The organism is Nocardia sp. NBC_00416 (assembly GCF_036032445.1).
Taxonomy (GTDB): Bacteria; Actinomycetota; Actinomycetes; order Mycobacteriales; family Mycobacteriaceae; genus Nocardia.
On sequence record NZ_CP107932.1, the window covers coordinates 5,521,243 to 5,542,946 of the forward strand.

At 68.5% G+C, this 21,704-nt stretch carries 16 protein-coding genes; 6 read left to right on the forward strand and 10 right to left on the reverse strand.

The window, feature by feature from the left end:
- Window positions 1-320 precede the first annotated feature (320 nt).
- Entirely contained in the window at window positions 321-3,995 is a 3,675-nt protein-coding gene (locus OG804_RS23775) for a protein kinase domain-containing protein (protein WP_442941904.1), read from the forward strand.
- 26 nt (window positions 3,996-4,021) lie between these two features.
- Here OG804_RS23775 and OG804_RS23780 read toward each other — a convergent pair whose 3' ends face one another.
- Complete coding sequence (locus OG804_RS23780; protein WP_328390029.1) at window positions 4,022-5,338, reverse strand: class I SAM-dependent methyltransferase; 1,317 nt, start codon at window positions 5,336-5,338, stop codon at window positions 4,022-4,024.
- The gene (locus OG804_RS23785; RefSeq protein ID WP_328398675.1) at window positions 5,335-6,771 is read right to left on the reverse strand and encodes an FAD-binding oxidoreductase; all 1,437 of its coding nucleotides are present in this window, start codon (window positions 6,769-6,771) and stop codon (window positions 5,335-5,337) included. The genes OG804_RS23780 and OG804_RS23785 overlap by 4 nt, the downstream gene beginning before the upstream one ends.
- Window positions 6,772-7,000: 229 nt before the next feature.
- On the opposite strand from OG804_RS23785, the gene OG804_RS23790 reads away from it, so the two are divergent.
- Window positions 7,001-7,435: an SRPBCC family protein gene (locus tag OG804_RS23790; protein ID WP_328390031.1), complete on the forward strand. Its 435-nt coding sequence runs from the start codon at window positions 7,001-7,003 to the stop codon at window positions 7,433-7,435.
- A 130-nt stretch (window positions 7,436-7,565) separates the two neighbouring features.
- Here the strand turns inward: OG804_RS23790 and OG804_RS23795 are convergent, their stop codons facing one another.
- The gene (locus OG804_RS23795) at window positions 7,566-8,114 is read right to left on the reverse strand and encodes a hypothetical protein (RefSeq protein WP_328390034.1); all 549 of its coding nucleotides are present in this window, start codon (window positions 8,112-8,114) and stop codon (window positions 7,566-7,568) included.
- Between the two features lie 140 nt (window positions 8,115-8,254).
- On the opposite strand from OG804_RS23795, the gene OG804_RS23800 reads away from it, so the two are divergent.
- Window positions 8,255-8,584, forward strand: coding sequence for a YbaB/EbfC family nucleoid-associated protein (locus OG804_RS23800; protein WP_328390036.1), 330 nt, complete (start codon window positions 8,255-8,257; stop codon window positions 8,582-8,584).
- An 18-nt stretch (window positions 8,585-8,602) separates the two neighbouring features.
- A complete protein-coding gene (gene recR, locus OG804_RS23805; RefSeq protein WP_328390038.1) occupies window positions 8,603-9,211 on the forward strand; it encodes a recombination mediator RecR in 609 nt (202 codons plus the stop codon).
- Window positions 9,212-9,229: 18 nt separating this feature from the next.
- Here recR and OG804_RS23810 read toward each other — a convergent pair whose 3' ends face one another.
- The 5 genes from OG804_RS23810 to OG804_RS23830 form a co-directional block, all read right to left on the reverse strand.
- The gene (locus OG804_RS23810; protein WP_328390040.1) at window positions 9,230-9,874 is read right to left on the reverse strand and encodes a hypothetical protein; all 645 of its coding nucleotides are present in this window, start codon (window positions 9,872-9,874) and stop codon (window positions 9,230-9,232) included.
- 355 nt (window positions 9,875-10,229) lie between these two features.
- Window positions 10,230-10,940, reverse strand: a complete 711-nt coding sequence (locus OG804_RS23815; RefSeq protein WP_328390042.1) for a type 1 glutamine amidotransferase — start codon at window positions 10,938-10,940, stop codon at window positions 10,230-10,232.
- Window positions 10,937-12,175 (reverse strand): Mur ligase family protein, encoded by a 1,239-nt coding sequence (locus OG804_RS23820; protein WP_328390044.1) that lies wholly within the window; start codon window positions 12,173-12,175, stop codon window positions 10,937-10,939. The genes OG804_RS23815 and OG804_RS23820 overlap by 4 nt, the downstream gene beginning before the upstream one ends.
- Window positions 12,176-12,395: 220 nt before the next feature.
- Window positions 12,396-14,210, reverse strand: a complete 1,815-nt coding sequence (locus tag OG804_RS23825) for a hydroxysqualene dehydroxylase (protein WP_328390046.1) — start codon at window positions 14,208-14,210, stop codon at window positions 12,396-12,398.
- 104 nt (window positions 14,211-14,314) lie between these two features.
- Window positions 14,315-15,286, reverse strand: a complete 972-nt coding sequence (locus tag OG804_RS23830) for an EamA family transporter (RefSeq protein ID WP_328390048.1) — start codon at window positions 15,284-15,286, stop codon at window positions 14,315-14,317.
- Between the two features lie 72 nt (window positions 15,287-15,358).
- Between OG804_RS23830 and OG804_RS23835 the strand changes: the two genes are divergently transcribed.
- Window positions 15,359-16,297: a LysR family transcriptional regulator gene (locus OG804_RS23835; RefSeq protein WP_328390050.1), complete on the forward strand. Its 939-nt coding sequence runs from the start codon at window positions 15,359-15,361 to the stop codon at window positions 16,295-16,297.
- On the opposite strand, the gene OG804_RS23840 is transcribed toward OG804_RS23835, so the two are convergent.
- Both OG804_RS23840 and leuA read right to left on the reverse strand, forming a co-directional pair.
- Entirely contained in the window at window positions 16,291-18,336 is a 2,046-nt protein-coding gene (locus OG804_RS23840; RefSeq protein ID WP_328390052.1) for a nucleotide-binding protein, read from the reverse strand. The two genes, OG804_RS23835 and OG804_RS23840, sit on opposite strands and share 7 nt — an antisense overlap.
- A 170-nt stretch (window positions 18,337-18,506) precedes the next feature.
- Complete coding sequence (leuA, locus tag OG804_RS23845; protein WP_328390054.1) at window positions 18,507-20,306, reverse strand: 2-isopropylmalate synthase; 1,800 nt, start codon at window positions 20,304-20,306, stop codon at window positions 18,507-18,509.
- Window positions 20,307-20,850: 544 nt separating this feature from the next.
- Here leuA and OG804_RS23850 point away from each other — a divergent pair.
- The gene (locus OG804_RS23850; RefSeq protein ID WP_328390056.1) at window positions 20,851-21,615 is read left to right on the forward strand and encodes a sulfite exporter TauE/SafE family protein; all 765 of its coding nucleotides are present in this window, start codon (window positions 20,851-20,853) and stop codon (window positions 21,613-21,615) included.
- The last annotated feature ends 89 nt before the right edge of the window (window positions 21,616-21,704 follow it).

The window sequence follows — 21,704 nt, forward strand, 5'->3', positions numbered from 1 at the left end:
CCGTGGTCGTTTGCCGCCGCGCGGCGGCGTGCCGACGAAATCGAGACCTTCTGCGAGGACACGCGCGCGGGACGAAACCGCGCATCGGGGTATCGAGCGCGCTACGTTGGAAGAGAAGACCGGAACGGCAGCGCGGCGGCGCATCCACCGCAGCCGATTCGTTACGAGTGCGAGGTGGTGAGATGACTCCACGAACGCGTTCGGGCCCCGGGGGCCGCGAATCGGATAACGCCTACGTCACTGCGGATGCCGAGGATCCGGGAAATGCCGCGGGTCCACAGAGCGCCCCGGAGCCGGAGAGCGCCGCACCTGAACCCACAATGGGTGTCGAGAGCCCGGCGAGGCCCGACCCCGGCGAATCGGATCGGATATCCGAAGAGCTCTCGGCCATGGGTCTGACCGAGGCACAGGAGATCGGGCGCGGCGGGTTCGGCGTGGTGTACCGGTGCGTGCAGCGGGCGCTGGACCGGGTGGTCGCGGTGAAGGTCCTCTCCTCCGATCTCGATTCCGAGAGCCGGGAGCGGTTCCTGCGTGAGGAGCACGCTATGGGCCGCCTGTCCGGGCATCCGAACATCGTCGACATCCTGCAGGTCGATATGACCGCCAGCGGGCTGCCGTTCATCGTGATGCCCTTCGCTACGCACGGTTCGCTGGAACGTCTCGTCCACGACCTCGGCCCACTGGGCTGGGCGGATACGGTGCGGGTGGGCGTGAAACTGGCCGGCGCCATCGAGAGCGCCCACCGGACGCGGATCCTGCACCGCGATGTGAAACCGGCCAATGTGCTGCTCAGCTCCTACGGAGAGCCGCAGCTGACCGATTTCGGGATCGCCCGGATGCCGGGGGGTTTTCGCACGTCGAGCAGCCAGATCACCGGGTCGCCGGCGTTCACCGCGCCCGAGGTGCTCAAGGGCGCCGAACCCACTGTGCGTTCCGACGTGTACGGGCTCGGCGCCACACTTTTCGCGCTGGTCACCGGTCATGCCGCGTTCGAACGGCAGGCAGGGGAGCGAGTGGTGGCACAGTTCCTGCGGATCACCACCCAGCCCGTCCCGGATCTGCGGGAACAGGATATTCCTGCCGATGTGGCGGCTGTCATCGAACAGGCCATGGCGCAGGACCCGCAGGAACGGCCGGCGTCGGCCTACGAGTTCGGGGAGATGCTGCGCGCGGTGCAGACCGCGCACGATCAGGTACCGGACCAAATGGCACTGCTGGACCCGGAGGTCACCGCGGTCGATGCCGCCGTCGCGCCCGCGTCCGACCGGCCGGTTCCCGCGGTGACCGCGCGGCGCAGCTGGCCGTTCCTGCCGCCCACCGTGTCGGGTCGCCGGGAGACGGACGCCGGCGACGCCGCGAGTCCGTTCGGTCCGGCCTCCGGCGCGCGCCGCCGGGGCCCGTCGGGTCCGCGCAGCAGTGCTTCCGGCCGGTTCGGGAACGCGGAGAACACGCAGAGCCGATCCCCCGCCACCTTGCCGCCAAGCCCGGCCACCAAATTCCGCCCGCCCACCCCGCCCCGGGAGCCGGTGCGCCGGCCGCGGCTGCTGAACGTCCTGCGCGACGGTGTCGAACGCCGGCTCACAGTGATCCACGCGCCCGCCGGATTCGGGAAGAGTGTGCTGGCCGCGCAGTGGCGCGACGAACTGGCCGGACTGGATCTGCCGGTCGCGTGGATCGGCATCGACAGCGGCGACGACAACGAGGTGTGGTTCCTGGCGCATCTGATCGAGGCCATCAACCGGGTACGCCCCGAGATCGGCTCCGGGCTGGGACAGATGCTCGAGGAGCGGCCCGCGGATACGGTCGCGTACGCGGTGTCCAGCCTGATCGACGAACTGCACACCAGCGGCGAACCCGTGGTGGTGATCATCGACGACTGGCACCGCCTGACCGATCCCGGTGCGCTGCGGGTGCTGTCCGCGTTACTGGACAGCGGCTGCCATCACCTGCGGTTCGTGGTCACCAGCCGCGACCCCTCCGACCTGCCGATCGGCCGGATGCGGATGAACGACGAACTGGTGCAGCTGGATTCCGAACAATTGCGGCTGACCCGCGCCGAAGTCGGCGAGATCCTGGTGCAGCGCAACGGCTTCGAACTCGACACCGAACAACTGGACCGCATCTACACCGCCACTGACGGCTGGCCTGCCGCGATCCAGCTCATCAGCCTTGCGCTGCGCGACGATCCGGACCCCGCGGCGCTGCTGGTCCGCCTGTCCGAAGGTGGGCACGGTATCCGCGAATACTTGGCCGAGAACGTGCTCGACACCTTGGAGCCGGAGATGCTCGAATTCCTCTCCGATATCGCGGTCACCGAGCAGGCGAACGGGTCCCTGGCCATCGCGGTCACCGGTAACGCGGAGGCGCCGCGGCTGCTGGAGCAGGCCGAGCGGCGTGAACTCTTCGTGCGGCGCACCGACGAGGACCCTGAATGGTTCCGGATGCAGCCGCTGTTCGCCGAATATCTGCGTGCCCGGCTGGACCGGACCAGCCCCGGACGGGCGAAGACCCTGCATCGGCGCGCCGCGCGCTGGTACGCCGAACACCAGTTGCTGCGCAAATCGGTGGACCATTCGCTGGCCGGGACCGATTTCAAAACCGCGCTGGACCTGCTGGAGAGCGGCGGTATGGACCTGATCGACGGTTCCCGGGTGGCGACGCTGCTCGGGTCGGTGTCGAAACTGCCGGTGCAGCAGGTGGCGTCGCGATCGAAATTGTTGATGGCCGTGGCGCGCGCCAACGTGAACCTGCAGCAGTCGACCGCGGCGCGCTCCGCGCTGAACCGGCTGTCGAATGTGTTGTCGCGGAGCCCGGAAGACGACGGCGAGGTACGCAAGCAGCGCTGTCAGGCCGATGTGCTGGCCGCCTCCGACGAGATCTCGCACGACCGGTCCGCCGGAGTGCTGGATCAGGTGTCCGAATCGCTGCGGCATCCCGACGAACTCCCGGCGTGGACCGTGGCGACGGCGGCGAATATCAATGCCTACGTGCGGATCTGTGAATTCGATTATTCCGCGGCGGCCGAAATGCTGGAGTGGGCGCGGACCTATCAGGAGCGGTCCCGGGAACCGCTCGGTGAGATCTTCGCCTGGTGCGGGCGCGGGATCATCGCCTACGAACAGCTCGATATCCCCGCCGCGCTGCGGGCCTATCAGCAGGCCTACAAGACCGCGCAGGAGCGGTCCGGGCCGCGTTCGCACGGGGTCCGGGCGGCCGCCGGACTGCTCGGTGAACTGGAATACCGCCGTGGTGATCTGGCCGCCGCCGAAGCGCTGTTCGACGAGAGCTACCAGTTGGTGGCCCGGATCGGCCCGATCGAATCGCTGATCTCGACCATCGTGACCGGTGCCCGGGTGAAGGCATTGCACGGCGACCTCCCGGCGGCGGCCGGACGGCTCGCCGAGGGCTCGCGGATCGCCGCCGACCACCAGCTGACCCGGCTGGCCGCGAACATCCGGGCCGAACAGATCCGGCTGGGGATCGTGACACCGGGCCCGGCGGACGGGCCGGGCTCCGCGGGCAGTACCGCTCGCGGCATCGGGAAATCGGCCGGCCGCGGCCGCGCCGGCGATCCGGACGGGGCGCCGACGGTGCTGAACATCGAGGCCGATGAGATCGCCGTCATCCGGACGATGCTCGTGTCCGGGGACCGGCAGGAGCACGAACGCGCGGCCCGGCACGCCCGCGCCCTGTACGGGCGCACCCGCGAACAGCAGCGGCCCCGAGCTCAGCTCGATATGACGCTGCTGCTCGCCGAATGCCTCGCCGCGGCGGGCTGGGTCGGGGAATCGGCCGCGTTGCTGGCGCCGACCGTGGCCACCTGCGCCGAACTCGGCTGGACCCGCCCGCTGCTGGATGCCGGCTCGGCGGTCCGGGAGATCCTGCGCGTGGTGCGCGACGATCTCCCGGTCACCACTCCGGACGGAACGGATACGGTCCGCACCCTGGGGGAGATCGGGATCCCCATCCGTTTCCTGGACGAGTTGCTCAGCTGATCCCGGCCGGAGCCGGGATCAGCTGATCAGGGCTGCCACCAGGGCCGCAGCGGTACCTCCGGAAGTCCGGTGGGCCCGAGTTTCACGCCGAGCACCTGGTGCAGCTGGACCACATTGCGTTCGAAACCGAGCCGGCTGCCCGCCATGTACAGGCCCCACACCTTGGCGGTGCCCTCGCCGGCCTCGGCCACACAGGCATCCCAGTTCGCGACCAGGTTCTTGCACCACTCGGCGAGTGTCAGCGCGTAGTGTTCGCGCAGATTCTCCTCGTGCAGTACCTCGAGCCCGACGTTCTGGATTTCGCTGATGATCCGGCCCGAGCCGATGAGCTCACCGTCCGGGAACACGTACCGGTCGATGAAATCGCCGGCCTTCGTGGTGCGGGTGTTGTCCGGCCGGGTGATGCAGTGGTTGAGGAACAGCCCGCCCTCGCGCAGCTTGCTCTGGATGAACCGGAAATAGTACGGGTAGTTCTGGACCCCGATATGTTCGGTCAACCCGATCGAGGACACCGCGTCGAATTCGGTCTCGGCGATATCGCGGTAATCCGAATGCCGGACCTCGGCGAGGTCGCTCAACCCCTCCTCGGCGATCTTGCGCTGAGCCCAGGAGGCCTGTTCGGCCGACAGCGTGGCGCCGATGACACGGACTCCGCGTTGGGCGGCGTATCGGACCATCCCGCCCCAGCCGCAGCCGATATCGAGGAGCCGATCGCCCTCTTTGAGCCGCAGCTTCTCGAAGACCAGCCGGTACTTGTTCTCCTGGGCCTGCTCCAGCGACCATTCCCGGTCGCCGTAACACGCGCAGGTGTAGGTCATGGACGGGCCGAGGACGTACTCGTAGAACGTGTTCGAGACGTCGTAGTGGTGGTGGATGACCTCCGCGTCGCGGGCCTTGGAATGGCGCAGGCCCTCGAGCGCGATCCGGCGCCAGCGCGGCAGCGTCTCCTGCGGGGGCGGCGGTACCGGGCGTAGCCGCTCCCAGCCGAGTGATCGGGCGATGGCCACCAGTGACAGCGCCGACGGACGTTTGAATTTCAGGTCCGTCATCGCGGCGAGGATGTCGTACGGGTCGCCCGGGTGCACTCCGGCGGCGTCCATATCGCCGGATATGTAGGCACGGGCCAGCCCGAGATCGCCGGGTGCGTTGGCGAGGTAGTTGATCCCGCGGGGATTACGGATCTCGAGCGCGAACTCGGAATCCACGGGACCGGTGGTGCTGCCGTCGTATGCGGTCAGCTTGATGGGGACATCGCCGTCGACCAAGGTCTCGACGACCTCGGCGATGCTGAGCCGGGTGCCCAAGTCCGCGAAAGCATCGGATCTATCCTTGAATGTCGTCATTTGCGTTGCACCGCCTTCGAGTACAGATCCAGCAGGCGCTGGCCGGGATCGTAGCGTTTCTTCAATTCTTTGTAACTTTCACCGCCGTACAGGGCGGCAAATTCCTCGGGTCCGTAAAAAGAATCCGAGTACAGGGATTTGTGTCCGTCGAATTCGGTGACGGTTTTCTCGATGGCGCGGTTTGCCGCACCATCCATCTGGCCGTGCGTTTTCGGAACCGCCGACCAGAAGCCGATATTCACATAGGTATGGCCGGGCCGTAGTGGGTACAGCGGCCAGGGCCGGGCATTGTCCGTCGCGCCGGAATCACGCAGTCGCAGCGGGCACAGCCAGATGGGCTCGATGGGTATCTCGCGCAGGAACCATTCCACGAAATCGGCGGTGCGTTCCACCGGTACCTCGATGTCCTGCACCACGCGCTCCTGCGGTGGATCGCCTTTTCGCGCCGCGAGCTTGTCGCCGATATTGTATCGATGGTCGAGCGCGATCAGTTTCCAGTAGAAACTGCTGCGTCGATAGCGTTTCGGCCAGAAGCGGCGGATCTTCGGATTTTGTGTCCCGAAAGCGCGTGAGCACCAGAACCAGTCGGTGTCCCATCGCCACAGATAGTCGTGGATGGTCAGCCGATCCCGCTTCGGCGCCGCGCCGTCGTGCTGGATGGAACGGTAGTAGATGTCCATCCCGGTGTAATCGCTGACCGGGCCCGGGTCGGCGGTCTGCCGGCCCAGGGTCAGATAGCTCTCGCCGGCGCTGAAGACGACGCCGTCGAGATAGTCGACCTGTTCGCCGTCGAAGCTCCGCTCCCGCACGATCTGCTCGAGGGTGTCCTCGAGTTCGCGCAGGTCGTGGAACCGCAGGTGCCGTAGCGCCACATAGGGCGCCACGGTCTCCAGCTCGATCTTCAGGCGGGTGGTGTAGCCCAGCGTGCCGTAGGAGTTCGGGAAACCGCGGAACAGATCTCCGGTCTCGCCGTCCGGGGTGATGGTGACGATCTCGCCCGCACCCGTGAGGACCTCCATCTCCAGCACCGATTCGTGCGGCAGGCCGTTGCGGAACGAGCTCGATTCGATCCCGAGCCCGGTCACCGCGCCGCCCAGGGTGATCGTCTTGAGCTGCGGCACCACCAGCGGGGCCAGCCCGTACGGCAGAGTCGCGGCGACCAGGTCCTCGTAGGTGGTCATTCCGGCGACCTCGGCGGTCTTCGCGTCCGGGTCGACTTCGATCACCCGGGTGAGACCCGATACGTCCAGCCCGGGTGCGGTGTTCTTCGCCCGGGCACGGAACAGATTGGAGGTTTTCTTGGCCAATCGCACGTCGGCGTCCGCCGGGATGGCACGGTAGCTCGCGAGCAGGCGCTCGACACCTGACCGATATGCGGCGAACCCGGATTCATTTGCGGCCGGACCGTGGCCGGCCTTCCCCAACAGACTCATTGCCACGTCTAGACGCTAGTCCTACTTGGTCTTGATCTGCCACAGCGGGGGGATCGTCGGTGGCGAAATGTCACATATCCGTTGCACCGCGTTCGATGACGCGTTCACCCTGGTTGACCGCTATTACTGAAATGTCCGTGTTCTCGCGCGCCGACCGGCAGGGGGAGCGGTGCAAACAAACACAGGGCAGGATGGGGCGGTCACAACGCATCCCGATAAGGAGTTCATCGTGGGACAGGTCAAAGCCGGCAGTTCGATCGAGGTCGCCGCAGACCCGCAGCGCACGCTGGCGGCGGTCGCCGATTACACGGAGGTGCGCCCGAAGATTCTGTCGGCGCACTACCGCGATTACAAAGTGGTGGAAGGCGGGCAAGGTGACGGGACCGTCGCCGACTGGACCCTGCAGGCCACCGAGAGCCGGGTACGCAATATTCGCGCCCAGGTCTCCGTGGCCGACCTCGTCGTCACCGAGAAGGACGCCAACTCCACCCTCGTCAACACCTGGACGATCGTGCCGTCCGGTTCGGGTTCGACGGTCACCCTCGAGACCACCTGGCAGGGCGCCGGTGGTGTCAAGGGCATCTTCGAAGGCATTTTCGCCCCGCTCGGCCTGCGCAAGATCCAGGCCGAGGTGCTGGCGAACCTGAAGGGCGAACTCGCCTGATCGGCCGGCCGGCCGGCCGGCGCGCGTGGGAACGAGATCCACGGTGACGGCCGGCCCGCGCCGGATTGCCGCGTGGTTGTGGCGAAGAACGTGGCTGTGGCGAAGAACTCTCATCCCGGCGGGAAGCGCCTCAGGCGAGGACGAACGCCAGCAGCAGCGGGGTCTGCAGCGCGCCGCGCCACCAGGAATAGCCGAGCCACACACCGGGAACGACTTCCCGGATCTCGTCGTACACCTGCGGTGTGACGGCCGGCGCGTAGTCCAGCACCCAGGTTTCCTCGCCGTCGATCCGGGAGGGGCCCCGGTAGACATTCGCCGGCCAGCCCTCGATACCGGCGCCGGTCACCCGGTTCATCACCCGGCCGCCGTCCGCACCCGTGTAGAAGGTCTTGCCGACCCAGTACGTCGGCGCGATGGGTTCGATCATCGACGTGGCGGTCACCCAGCCGTTCTTCACCCCCGACGGCACCGCACCGGCCGGGGCCGCGGCGTAGATATCACCGCTCTGCCGGGCGGTGCAGCGCCAGCGCAGCGAATCGACGGTGATCGCCGGTGCGGCCGGGTCGATCACACACCCGTTGCCGTGGTCGGTCGCTGGGTCGGGGTCGGCTTCGGCGGCCGCCGCGCGGAACACGCCGCACACCATGACGAGTGCACCCAGCAAATACCCCTTGGACACCGTTAGCTCCAGTAAGAATCAGGATTTTCGGCGCGGCGCGAATGCACCGGCAAATCGATATTAGGCGGGCGTGGGTGCGGCGGAATCCGGAACCGAGGCGGTCTAGGCTGAATTGTGACCCATCCGTAGAGAGGAATGCCGTGCAGCCCGATGGTCAGTTCGATATGCAGCAGTTGCTCCAACAGGCCCAGCAGATGCAGGAGCAGGTGATGGCGGCCCAGGCCGAGATCGCCGCAGCCGAGGTGAAGGGGCAGGCCGGCAACGGTCTGGTCGAGGTGACGATCCGGGCCACCGGTGAGGTGCTGTCGTTGACCATCGATCCGAAGGCCGTCGACCCGGAGGATGTGGAAACCCTGCAGGACCTGGTGATCGGCGCGGTCAACGACGCGATGGCCAACGCCCAGCACTTGGCCGCCGAACGACTGGGCCCGCTGGCCGGCGGTGGCGCGCCCGGTCTGCCCGGTTTCTGACCGCACCGGGGTATCGCGGTGTACGAGGGGCCGGTTCAGGATCTCATCGACGAACTGGGCAAACTGCCCGGCGTCGGCCCGAAGAGCGCCCAGCGGATCGCCTTCCACCTCTTGCAGGTGGAACCGCCGGAGATCGATCGACTGCAGGCAGTGCTGCAGAAGATCCGGGACGGCGTACGGTTCTGCGCGCAGTGCGGCACGGTGGCCGACGGCGAACTGTGCCGGATCTGCGCGGATCCGCGGCGTGACCGCAGCATGATCTGTGTGGTCGAGGAGCCCAAGGATGTACCGGCGATCGAGCGCACCCGCGAGTTCCGGGGCCGCTATCACGTACTGGGCGGGGCACTGGACCCGCTCAGCGGGATCGGGCCCGAGCAGTTGCGAATCCGGGAGCTGCTCACCCGGATCGGAAATCAGGACGACGGGGTGGACGTCTCCGAGGTGATCATCGCGACCGACCCGAACACCGAGGGCGAAGCGACCGCGACCTATCTGGTCCGGATGCTGCGGGATTTCCCCGGGCTCACGGTCACCCGCCTCGCGTCCGGGCTGCCCATGGGCGGTGATCTTGAATTCGCCGACGAATTGACGTTGGGGCGGGCGTTCTCCGGTCGTCGCCCGCTGTGACCGGACTTCCGGTGGCGGTCACAACTCCATGCGCTCCCAGGGCAGGCGGTCGAGCCGGGTGCGGTCCTGGCGGGTCCAATCCCAGATGAGGTCCGCCACGGCGTCGGGCCCGGTCACCCGGGCGGCGAAATGCCGCTCGGGGCCGCCGTCCCGGTACTCCACGGTGTAGTCGTCGGCGGATTCCCGGTAGGTCTGGATATAGACCTCCGATGCCCGTTCCACGATCAGGTACGGGTTCGGGTCGGCGAGCTCCCGCACCCAGGTGGTGGCGAGAGTTTCGGTCAGATAGGGGAATTCGCCCGCCCCGCCATGGGTGACCGTGACCGGGATATGCCCCGCGGGATCGATCAACCAGGTCAATTGCGGATCGTAGATCGCGTAGTCGCGCGGGGTGGCGAGCCGGAACAGCAGCTCGCGGACGAAACCGATGGCGTCGTAGGGGCTGGGCACCTGGAGCGCGGCCCCGGTCGCCGCCCCGCCCAACGGGGAAACGCTCAGGAAGCTGTCCGATTCGGGAAGTTCGTCGTTGCGCGCGTTCAGCTCCTGCGCCAGCGCCGCGATATCTGCCGTCTCCGGCTGCCCCTGCTGAGTCGCGAGATACGCGTCGACCTCCGCGGGCGTGGACGCGACACCGGACGGCAGCAGCACATGGTCGTAACTCACCTGCCCAGCGTAGGTCGTGCCCATCGGCCCCCTGCACCACATAGGTGCGTGCCACCCCGGTCCCGCGGTTTCCGGTACCGGGCCGGGCGTTTCGCCGCACCCGCTTCGGGCCGGTCCGTCATCCTGCACCGGTCTGCGGGGCAGCCGTACGGACCGCCGGGTTGTCGACCCGGCCGCCCGGCGTAACCCGTAGCACCGACACAACCGCCGGAGTCGAGTTCAGCGAGACATCACAAAGGGTTGAGGCCCGTCCCGATGTTCAGCCCTCGAAAGCGCATGAGGCGAAGCCTCGAGTCTCGAGGGCTGACCATCGGGACCAAGGGGGCCTCAACCCCCGCGCCGCCGATAACACAGCTCAGGCGCGGAGGCGTTCGCGGCGGAGTTGGTCCACTTCGGGGAGTTCGAGCGGCGGCAGCGAGTCGACACCGAGTGCCCGGCACAGCAGGTAGTCGGCGAGCTCGGGATTGCGGGCCAGAGCGGGACCGTGCATGTAGGTGCCCAGGACCGATCCCTGCACCACGCCTTCCAGTCCGTCGCCCACACCGTTGCCGACGCCGCGGGTCACCCGGGCCAGTCCGGTGGCCTCCGGGCCCAGGGTGGTGCCGCCGCGATGGTTCTCGAAACCGGTGAGCGGTGCGGTCAGTCCGGGGAGGACGGGTTTGGTCGTCACTTCGCCGATCGCTCGTGACTGTTGCGGGGAGGTGGTGGCGTCGAGTAGTCCGACCCCTTCCACGCGTTCGCCGCTCGAGGTCTCGTACCACCGGCCGAGGACTTGGATCGCCGCGCAGATCGCCAGTACCGGTGCGCCCCGCCCGGCGGCGGTCTGCAGGCCCGGGAAACGCAGCAGGTGCCGGGTGGCCAGTCGCTGGGCCGAATCCTCCGCGCCGCCGAGGGCGTAGATGTCCAGCGAGTCCGGTACGGGATCGGGCAGGGTGATCTCCACGATCTCGGCGTCGATCTCGCGCAGCCGCAGCCGCTGCCGCAGGACCAGCGCATTGCCGCCGTCGCCGTAGGTGCCCATCACATCGGGTAGGACCAGCCCGATCCGGACCGTCGATTCACTCATTTGGCCCGCTCCTGGAGGTCACGGTTCAGATCGCGGAACGCGGTGTAGTTGGCCAGCACCTCGACCTGCCCGGCCGGGCAGGACGCGATGGCGTCCACCGGGTCCGCCACGGTGGTGTGCTCGACTCCGGCGTAGGTCAGGCGCACCGCGAGGTCGGTGGCGCGCTCGCCGGCCGCGACGACGTGCACGTCCTCGAAGTGTTCGAACCGTACGTCCCACAGCCAGGACAGGTCCTCGCCGTCGGGTACCTGCCCGTTCACCGCGATGACCAGGCCGGCCGCGGCGTGGTCGATCATGGACAGCGCCTCCTGCCAGCCGGCCGGGTTCTTGGCCAGCAGCAGCCGGGCGGCGTGTTCGCCGACCTGCACGGTGCGGTATCGGCCCGCGATCTCCTGCACGGTCCCGGTGGCGGCGCAGGCCTGCTCCGTATCGGCGCCCATCGCGACCGCGGCGGCCACCGCCTGCGCGGCGTTGCCCCGGTTCGCCCGTCCGGGCAGCGCCAGCCGCAGCGGCAGGCGCACTCCGTCGGGACCGCAGAGTTTATCGCCGTCGAGCCACCAATCCGGTTGCGGCCGGGCGAAATCGACACCGGTGCTGTACCAGCGCGCGCCTTCCCAGAGGATCGGCTCGCCGCTGCGCGGGCAGCTGGTGGCGTCCATCGCCCAGCCGCTGCCGGCCGCGACCCACACCACGTTCGGATGGTCGTAGGCGATGGAGGTGACCAGCACATCGTCGCAGTTGGCGATGACGACGGTATCGGGATGCCGGGCCAGGCCCGAGCGCAGCCGCCGCTCGATCATATTGATTTCACCGACTCGGTCCAGCTGATCGCGGCTGAGGTTCAGCAACACGACGGCCTCGGGTTTCAACGCGTCGGTGACATGCGGCAGATGGAGTTCGTCCACCTCGATCGCCGCCAGCCGGGCGTCCCGGTGCACGTTCAGCGCGGAGACGATTCCCGCGTCCATGTTCGCGCCGTCGGCCTGGGTCGCGACCTCGCCCAGGGTGCTCAGCGCGGCGGTGGTCATGCGGGTGGTGGTGGATTTGCCGTTGGTGCCGGTGATCAGCACGGTCCGCCGCCCGCGACCCAGTTGCTTCATGATCTGCGGGTCGACCTTCAGCGCGAGCAGTCCGCCGATCATCGACCCGTTGCCACGGCCCGCCTTACGGGAGGCCCACGCTGCCGCGCCGGCCACCCCGAGGGCTATTCGCCCCCGCACCGATATCTCTGCCACGCCGCGCAGTCTAACGACCCGCCCGGTCTGTCCTCGCACGGCGCGGGGTGACTTCACGCCGCTGTGACAACGGTCCCCAGCCGGTGCCCCGAGCGGGCCCGTCGCCACCCGTCATGGTCCGCGCGGCCGCGCGGGAATCCGGACGGTGGTCACCTCGCCGGCGCTGCGTGCTCGTAGTTCTTCGCTGCGGGTGGTCGCGCCGGCCGGGCCCGGCCGGGGATCAGAGTTGGATATCGAACATGTTCGGCCGCCCGGCCGCGTACGCGTCGGCGTCGGCCTGCCGCAACGGTTCGAGTTCCGGTGCGCGCCACAGGGTGTAGGTCCGGCAGCGCGGCGCGTCCGATCCGGTGACCTCGAGCAGCGCATTCACCGCGGCCCGGGCGGATTCGTTGGCACCCTCCATGGTGGCCAGGTCGATATTCGTGCGTACATAGTCGCCGGCCAGGTACAGGTTCTCGACCCCGCCGTGCGGTTCCGGCCGCAGGTCCCACGATCCGGCGGTGTTGATCAACAGGGGGTCGGCGTTGGCGTTCTCGCCGCGGTCGGCGTTCCAGCTGATACCGGGGTCGAGGAACCAGGAGTGCAGATCGGCGTCGCCCAGCAGTTCTTCGCGATCGTTGAGATGCGCGAGGATCTGCGCCCAGGTCTCCTTGGCGATCTCCTCGTGCGTACATTCCTTCGCGGTTTTGCCGAACAGGATGCCCGGAGTGTTCCAGTCGGAGATGTCCACCGAAAGGCAGTCCTGTACGGTCCCGTCGCCGTATTCGGGCAGTTTGCGCGCCCACAGGGCGTTCTGGGCGATCGAGGTGAGCGACCAGGGCGAGTCGATATAGGCGGAATGGCCGCTGCCGATCCCCGGGCGGCGGCGCAGATAGAACTGGATTCCGCTCATCCAGTCGGTGTAGAGCCTGTTCATCGCGGCCAGCTCCGGCCATGCGGACAGGATGTCGGCGTTCCACAGGTCGCGAGCGCGCTCGGCGGGCAGGGCCACGACGAAGTGGTCCGCCGTCACGGTCTCGGTCGTGCCGGTCGCGGTGACGATCCGGGCGCCGGTGATCCGCCGATCCGCGACCTCCAGCCCGCGTATCTCGGCGCCGACCTCGAAACGCACGCCGAGCTCACGCAGTCGCGCGACCCAGGGATCGATCCATACGGCGTTCGTCGGGCCGTTGAGCACCCGGTCCAGGTCGCCGTCGCGGCCGATCTGCATCGGGTTGCCGAGGAACTGCTCGCCCATGGATCCGATGGTCCGGACACTGGCCAGTCCGTCCTTCGCCGCCACCAGCAGGCTGGTGAGTGTGCGCGACACCAGCGCCCGGAATTCGTGTGATCGCTGGTGACCGCCTACGAAATCCAGCCAGGAGGTGTGCTCCCACTGTCCGAAACGGCGTGCCTCACAGCTGGTGTTGAACACCAGCAGCCGGTTCGCGAAGAACAGGCCTTCGTCCGGCGGCATCTTCAGGGTGGTGGTGATCACCGAGGCCAGGCTTTCCCGCATGCCCTCGGGTGTCGCGGCGTCGATCCGGCCGAAGCCGAGTGGCGCGCGGATATCGTCGGCGCCGGCCCGGGCGAACCGGGCGTCGGGCACGCCGATCAAGTTGTCCCATACGCCGTTCGGGTTCTCGCCGAACGGGATCCGCCGCATCGTGTCGGGGACGTGCTGATAGAAACCGGGGAAGAACCGGAAACCGTGCTCGCCGGGGAGGTCCGGGCGTCCGCCGCCCCCGGTGCCGGGCACCGGGACGCTGCGTGCTTTGCCGCCGAGTGCCCGGCGCTCGTAGACGGTGACCTCGAATCCGCGTTCGGCGAGTTCGTGGGCCGCGGTGAGCCCGGCGACGCCGCCGCCGAGTACCGCCACCCGGGATTTCGTCCGGGCGTGGGCGATTGCGCTGGGCAGCGCTGCCACGGCGGCCGCCCCGATTCCCGCGGCCGCCGTGGCGCGGAGCACGCTGCGCCGGGAGATCGTCCCCACCCCTGGGGCATGCTGAGCCGCGACTGTCGCGGCGCCCGCCGAGGGCCACCGATGCTGTGCCATTGTCTACTGCTGCCTAACCCGGGGAAGCTGTCGCGATCGGGCCATACTCTAAACGGGCGGCGGCGCGGTCGGCGCACCGACCGCGCCGAGCCGAAGGCCGCGTGTCATCTGGCGGCTGTCTCCAATGGCTTGGGATCGGCGATGTCGACCCTCGCGGGCAGGCCGTCCGGCACGTGGTCCGGCCGCGGGGCGGCTGTTTTCTTCGCGCCTGCCGTCGCCGCGAATGCCCCGGCTATCACCACCGCTCCGCCGATCAGGCTCGCGGGCGCCGGTGTCTCGCCCAGGAAGGCCCACGCGGTGGTGAACCCGACGACCGGCACGAGCAGCGACAGCGGCGCGACGCTGCCCGCCGGGTACCGGCTCATCAGGTAGGTCCACACACCGGACCCGACGACCGTACCGAGTACGACGATGTAGGCCAGGCCCACCAGCGCGGGCCAGCCGTCCCCGCTGAATGTGGCCGCCAGTGCGCGGAACCCGGTATCCGGTCCCTCCCACACGAACGAGAGCGCGAGCAGCGGCAGTACCGGAACCGCGGTGATCCAGAGGGTGAGATGCAGTGGATTGATCCCCGGCGTCTCCACGCCGGCCTGACGCGCGCCGATATTGCCCAGCGCCCAGCTGAGACCTCCGGCCAGGGTGAGCAGTACCGGTAGCAGGGCGGCGTGGGCGAATTGGTTCCAGCCGATGATCGCTATTCCCGCGACCGCGACGACGAGTCCGGCGATCTGTACCGAGCGCAGCCGCTCCCGCAGCAGTGCGGCCCCGAGCAACACGGTGAACGGAGCCGAGGACTGCAGGACCAGTGAGGCCAGCCCGGTGGGCATGCCCACCCGCATCGCGGTGAACAGGAAGGCGAACTGCAGCATGCCGAAGCCCGTGCCGTACAGCAGTATCCAGCGTATTCGGACCGCCGGCCGCGGGACGAACAGCACCACGGGTACCGCGATCACCGCGAATCGCAGCGCCGCGAAGAAGAACGGCGGCAGATGATCGAGTCCGACACGGATGGCGAGGAAGTTCAGCCCCCACAACACGATGACGGTCAGGGCGAGCATGCGGTCACGGGAGGTCACCCACTAATCATGGGATGTATCAATCGGTGAGCACAATCGAATTGTTGTGGACTAATGATTTAGCATTGCTTAATGGTCTCTGCTGGTCCGCCGCTTTCCGTCGAGCGTCTGCGCATCCTGCGCGAATTCGCCGATCGCGGCACAGTCGGCGCCGTCGCCGCGGCCATGTCCATGACACCGTCGGCGGTATCGCAACAGCTGAAGGTCCTGGCCAGGGAAGCGGGTGTGTCCCTGCTCGAACCGAGCGGTCGCCGGGTACGGCTCACCGACGCCGGGCATGCCCTGGTGGTCCGGGCCGACGAGGTGCTGGCCGCACTCGACCGCGCGGTGGCGGAGATGGCGCACTACCGCGGGTCTGCGCGCGGGCAGGTCCGAGTCGGAGTGTTTCCGTCCGGCGGCGCGCTACTGCTACCCCATGTACTTCCGGCGATGGCCGGCAGCGGCGTGGAAATAGTGGCGGGCGATGAGGACGTCCCGCCGCAGGACACCCCGCGCCTGCTCGCCGACTACGACATCGTCCTCACCCATCGGGACGAACGCGCCGCCTCGATGGCCGGGCCCCGGGTCAGTTCCCGGGTGCTCATGCGCGAACCGATCGACGTGCTGGTCGCGCCCGACCATCCGCTCGCGGGACGCGCCGAGGTTTCGGCGGCGGAACTGGCCGACGAGGCGTGGCTGAGCGTGCGCGGCGGGTTCCCGGTGGACGACGTGCTGCGCTCGATAGCCACGGTCACCGGCGTTGAACCGCGTATCGTCCAGCGTCTCAATGATTTCCGGATGATCGAGACTCTGGTCGCCGCCGGCTACGGGGTGGCGTTGATGCCCCGTTACGTCGTCACACACCCCGGCCTGTCGCAGCTGCGACTGTCCGGCGTGCGGGCGGCGCGGCTCTACGACCTGGTCACCAGGCCCCGGGCCGACAAGCGTCCCGCCGTCGCCGCCGTACTGGATTCGTTCGCGGCGGCAGCCGGCCGGGTCACCGCCGAACCGGCGCCCGCGACCGATCAGTAGCGGTTGCCGTACGGGTAACCGTCCACATTGGCGAAATCGTCGGCGACCATCGCGGCGAGCTCCAGCAGCGCCTGCCGGGTCGGTTTGCTCACCAACTCCAGGTCGATCTCCGCGCCCTCGGCGAGGTGATCGTCGAACGGCACCACCTGCACCGCCCGGGTGCGGTCCAGGAACAGCCGCCGCAGATGGTCCAGGTTCACCGAGGTGGAGCCGCGCCGGGAGGCGTTGACGACGACCACGGTCTGCTGCACCAGATGCGAGTAGCCGTGATAGTCGAGCCAGTCGAGGGTGGCCGAGGCGCTGCGGGCGCCGTCGATGGCGGGGGAGGTCACCAGGACCAGCGAACTCGCCATATCGAGCACCCCCGACATCGCCGAATGCATCAGTCCGGTACCGCAGTCGGTGAGGATGATGTTGTAGAACGACTGCAGGATCCCGATCGCCCGCCGGTAATCGGCTTCGCTGAACGCCTCCGAGACCGCCGGATCCTGTTCGCTGGCCAGTACTTCCAGCCGGCTCGGTGACTGCGAGGTGTGCGCTCGCACATCGGAGTAGCGCGTGATGTTCTGGTCTTCCAGCAGATTGCGCACGGTGGATCGGGTCTGGCGCGGCACCCGGTGGGCCAGCGTGCCCAGGTCGGGGTTGGCGTCGATCGCGATGACCCGGTCGCCGCGCAGCGAGGCGAACGTGGCCCCGAGGCCGACGGTCGTGGTGGTTTTGCCGACCCCGCCCTTGAGCGAGAGGATCGCGATCCGGAAATCGCCGTACACCGGCGCGTTCACGCGGCCCACCAGGTCGCGGTGCACGACATCGGAGGCCGATTCGCCCGGATTGATCGCCCCGCGCGATACCTTGTGCACGGCGCGGCGCCAGCCGCTGCGCGGTGCCTTGCGGGCGCGCTTGAGCAGGTTCAGATCGTTCACCGAATGACCGAGTTGGCCCGGTTCGGGCATCTGCCGCGGCTGTCCCGGCTGTTGCCCTGGCTGCTGTTGCTGGGGCTGTTGCGGCGCTGCCGGAGGCTGGCTCCGGCCGGGGTTCGCGCCCCAATTCTCCGGGGTCGGGAACTGCCCGGTCGGGGGGTTGTTGATCGGCTGGGGCGGCGCCTGCTGGAACGGCTGCTGCGGTACGGGCGGCGGCGCGGCCGGCATCGGCGGCGGCGCCCAGCTGTAGATCGGGCCGCCCGATTCGCTCTCCGGCGCGGGTGATCGGCCGGGTTCCGGTGTGCCGCCGGGCGCGTATCCGCCCTGCTGGGGCGGCTGCTGCTGGAACTGACCACCGTCCGAGCCCGGTGGCGGGTAGGACGCCTGTTCCGGATTCGGTTGCCCGGGGTAGAGGTTCGGGTCCTGTTGCGGATACTGCCCGCCGTTCGGCCCGGACGGCGCGAAGGGGTCGTGTCCCGGGACCTGGAACTGGCCGGGTTCGGGTTGCGGGAACTGTCCGCTGCCGTAGCCGGGCGCCTGGAACTGGCCCGGTTCGGCCTGCGAGAACCCGCCGCTGCCGTAACCGGTGTTCGCGGCCTGGAACTGATTCGGGTCCGGCTGTGGGAACTGCCCGCTGCCGGCCGCCGAGAACTGGTCCGGGGCAGGCGCGCTGAACGCCCCGCCGGTTCCCGGGGCGAACTGATCGAGTGGTGCGTTTCCGTAGAGCGGCCCGTTCCCGACCGGTGCCTGCCCTTCGGGAGGCGGGGCGAAACCGTTCTGGACTTCCCACGGCGGGGCAGTCGGATCGGCCGGACCGGAGGGCCACTGTTCGTCCGGCGCACCGCTGCTCGGACCCGGATTCTCGGCATCCCCGGCGCCGGTGGATTCCGCACTCAGCGAGATCTCGTTCTTCACGGTCACTTCGGAGGCGTCGGGACCGACCGTCTCGGGGTCGGCCGCGTCGGTGGTGCCCTGCGCGGTGTCGTTGTCCGGCGCCGGGTCCGTACGCGCGGCTTCGGTGGCCTGCCCGGTATCCGGCTCGCCGCCACTGCCGGCGGTGTCCGCCGGTTGACTCGGGAGCCAGGGCTGGGAAGTCGGGTTGTGGTCGTCAGTAGTCACAGTTCCCCCATCTGCTCGGGATTTTCGAGCAGAGAGCTCGGCGGCGTGGAGTCCGAACCAACGCTAGCAGGTGCGCGGCGGAGCGCATGTCGGCGGATTACAGCGACCCCGGCCGCCACCACCCGCACGGGACGGGTGGTGGCGGCCGGGGTCGTAGCTGCCGGTTGCCGCTACTGCTGGGCGGCCCGGTTCACTGCCGAGACCACGGCGCGCAGCGAAGCGGTGGTGATCGAGGTGGCGATACCGACACCCCACACGATCCGGTCGCCGATCGCGCATTCCACATAGGCCGCGGCCTGTGCGTCGTCGCCGGCGGACAGCGCGTGCTCGGAATAGTCCAGCACCTCCACCTGGTACCCGACCGCCGCGATGGCGTCGACGAAGGCCGCGAGCGGACCGTTGCCGCTGCCGGTGACTTCCTGTTCGACCCCGTCCACCTTGACGACCGCGGTGATGCGGTCGGTGCCGCCGTCGGTCTCGGCGGCGGTCACCTTCTGCCGCATCCGTTCCAGCGGCCGGATCGGGGTCAGGTACTCGTCGGCGAAGGCATCCCACATCTCCTTGGGCGTCACCTCACCGCCCTCGCCGTCGGTGATCTGCTGGATCGCCTGGGAGAACTCGATCTGCAGCCGGCGCGGCAGTGCCAGGCCGTGGTCGGTTTTCATGATGTAGGCCACGCCGCCCTTGCCGGATTGCGAGTTGACCCGGATGACCGCCTCGTAGGTGCGCCCCACATCCTTGGGATCGATCGGCAGGTAGGGCACCTCCCAGGAGATATCGTCCACATCGGATCCGGCTGCGTCGGCGGCCGCTTTCATCGCGTCCAGACCCTTGTTGATCGCGTCCTGATGGCTGCCGGAGAACGCGGTGTACACCAGATCGCCGCCGTAGGGGTGGCGTTCGTGCACCGGCAGCTGGTTGCAGTATTCGACGGTGCGACGGATCTCGTCGATATCGGAGAAGTTGATCTGCGGGTCCACACCCTGTGAGAACAGGTTCATGCCCAGCGTCACCAGACATACGTTGCCGGTGCGTTCGCCGTTGCCGAACAGGCAGCCCTCGATCCGGTCGGCGCCGGCCTGGTAGCCGAGTTCGGCGGCGGCGACCGCCGTCCCCCGGTCGTTGTGCGGATGCAGCGACAGCACGATCGAGTCACGCCGGGCCAGATTGCGGTGCATCCATTCGATGGAGTCGGCGTAGACGTTCGGCGTCGCCATCTCCACGGTGGCCGGCAGGTTGATGATCAGCGGCTTTTCCGGGGTCGGGGCGATGATCTCGGAGACCGCGTCGCACACCTCGCGGGCGTATTCCAGTTCGGTGCCGGTATAGGACTCCGGGCTGTACTCGTACCGCCAGTTCGTATCCGGGTACCGCTGCTCGGTCTCCAAGCACAGCCGCGCCGCGTCGGTGGCGATCTTCTGCACCGCCGCGCGATCGGCGCGGAACACCACCCGCCGCTGCAGGATGGAGGTGGAATTGTAGAAGTGCACGATCACGTTCGCGGCGCCGGAACAGGCCTCGAAGGTGCGCTCGATCAGTTCGGGACGGCACTGGGTGAGCACCTGAATGCTGACGTCGTCGGGGATCGCGCCGTCCTCGATGATCTCGCGGACGAAGTCGTAGTCGGTCTGGCTGGCCGAGGGGAAGCCGACCTCGATCTCCTTGTAACCCATCCGCACCAGCAGATCGAACATGCGGCGCTTGCGGGCGGGACTCATCGGGTCGATCAGCGCCTGGTTGCCGTCGCGCAGATCCACCGCGCACCAGCCGGGGGACCGGTCGATGACCTTGTCCGGCCAGGTGCGGTCGGGTACCGCTACGGGCTCTACTTCTTCGGCGAAGGGCCGGTAGCGGAAGACCGGCAGCGACGAATTCTTCTGCTTGTTCCACGCGGGCTGGTCGGCGGGCGCGGGCTTGGCGGGCGCGGTGATGGTGCGCGTGCCGGAAACGAAGGCGTCAGCGGGTGACATGCGATTTCTCCGTGGGTGAGATTGTTTTCCCGAATTGGGTCGACCGGCGCGGCAGAACCCCGCGACGGGAGGCCGGTCCGATCAGACCCCGTCGCGGCGGCTGAGAAGAAGTGCCCGCTGCATGATCTGTGCGAGTCTACCTCCTATGGTGCGGGCCCTGCCAAGGCGGTCCGGAGGGTTCGTGTTTCACAGTCCGGGGCGCACCGCGGCCCGGCTGTAGCCGCCGTCGACGGCCGACGAGCCGGTCCGCCCTGGTCGCGGCAGGTTCCGGGCCCGAGCATGGCGATCGTCGTGAATCTATTCGCGCGGGATCGCCCGGCCGTTTCGCGTCAGCACCGGCTGCTCACCGGTGGGCGACGCCGTGCTCCCTCCGGCCGAGCGGTCGGGCCGGTTCGGCGAGTCGCGGCCCAGTGCGGGCAGCGGGCCCGGTGCCGCCGCGCCGGCCTCGGTGGACCCGTCGCGATCACCGGGGGAACCAACCGCTAGCGTCGCTGATCGGGTTGTGAAGTGACCGGTCGCCGGTCCGGGAGGTCGAGGATCGAGCATGACTTGGCTGGAAATGCTGGCCGTTTTCGCCGCGGGTATCGCTGCGGGCGGTATCAACACCGTCGTCGGTTCGGGGACGCTGATCACCTTCCCGGTCCTGCTGGCCATCGGTTTGCCACCGGTCACGGCGAATGTGTCGAACACGGTCGGGCTCGTGCCCGGTTCGCTGAGCGGGGCCATCGGCTACCGCCGTGAGCTGTCCGGGCAGTGGGGCCGGGTGCTGCGGTACAGCTCCGCGTCGTTGCTGGGCGCCGCGGTCGGCGCGGTCCTGCTGCTGACCCTGCCCGAGGGAGCGTTCACGGCCATCGTGCCGGTGCTGATCATCGCGGCCCTGGTGCTGGTGGTGGTGCAGCCCCGGCTCGCGGCGTGGGTCCGGGAACGGCAGAGCGCCTCCGACAGTGTTCCGGCGCACGGCGGCCCGATCCTGCTCGCCGCGATCTTCGGAACCGGTATCTACGGCGGATACTTCGGCGCGGCCCAAGGGGTGCTGCTGCTCGCGCTGCTGGGAGTCTTCGTGCACGAGGACATCCAGCGCCTCAACGCGGTGAAGAATGTGCTCGCACTGCTCACGAACGGGCTGTCGGCGGTTATTTTCATCGTGGTCGCCGAGGTGGACTGGACGGTCGTCGCGCTGATCGCGGCCGGTGCGATCATCGGGGGCCAGCTGGGTGCGGGGGTGGGCCGGCGGCTGCCGCCGAACGTGTTGCGCGCGGTGATCGTGGTCGTCGGCACCCTCGCGGTGATCCGGCTGGTGTTCGGTTAGCCACTCGGCTTTCGAATCGGTTCCCGGCCAGGACTGTTCAATATCGGTCGATTCTCGGTACCATCCGTGCGCTGTATGCATGACTGAGA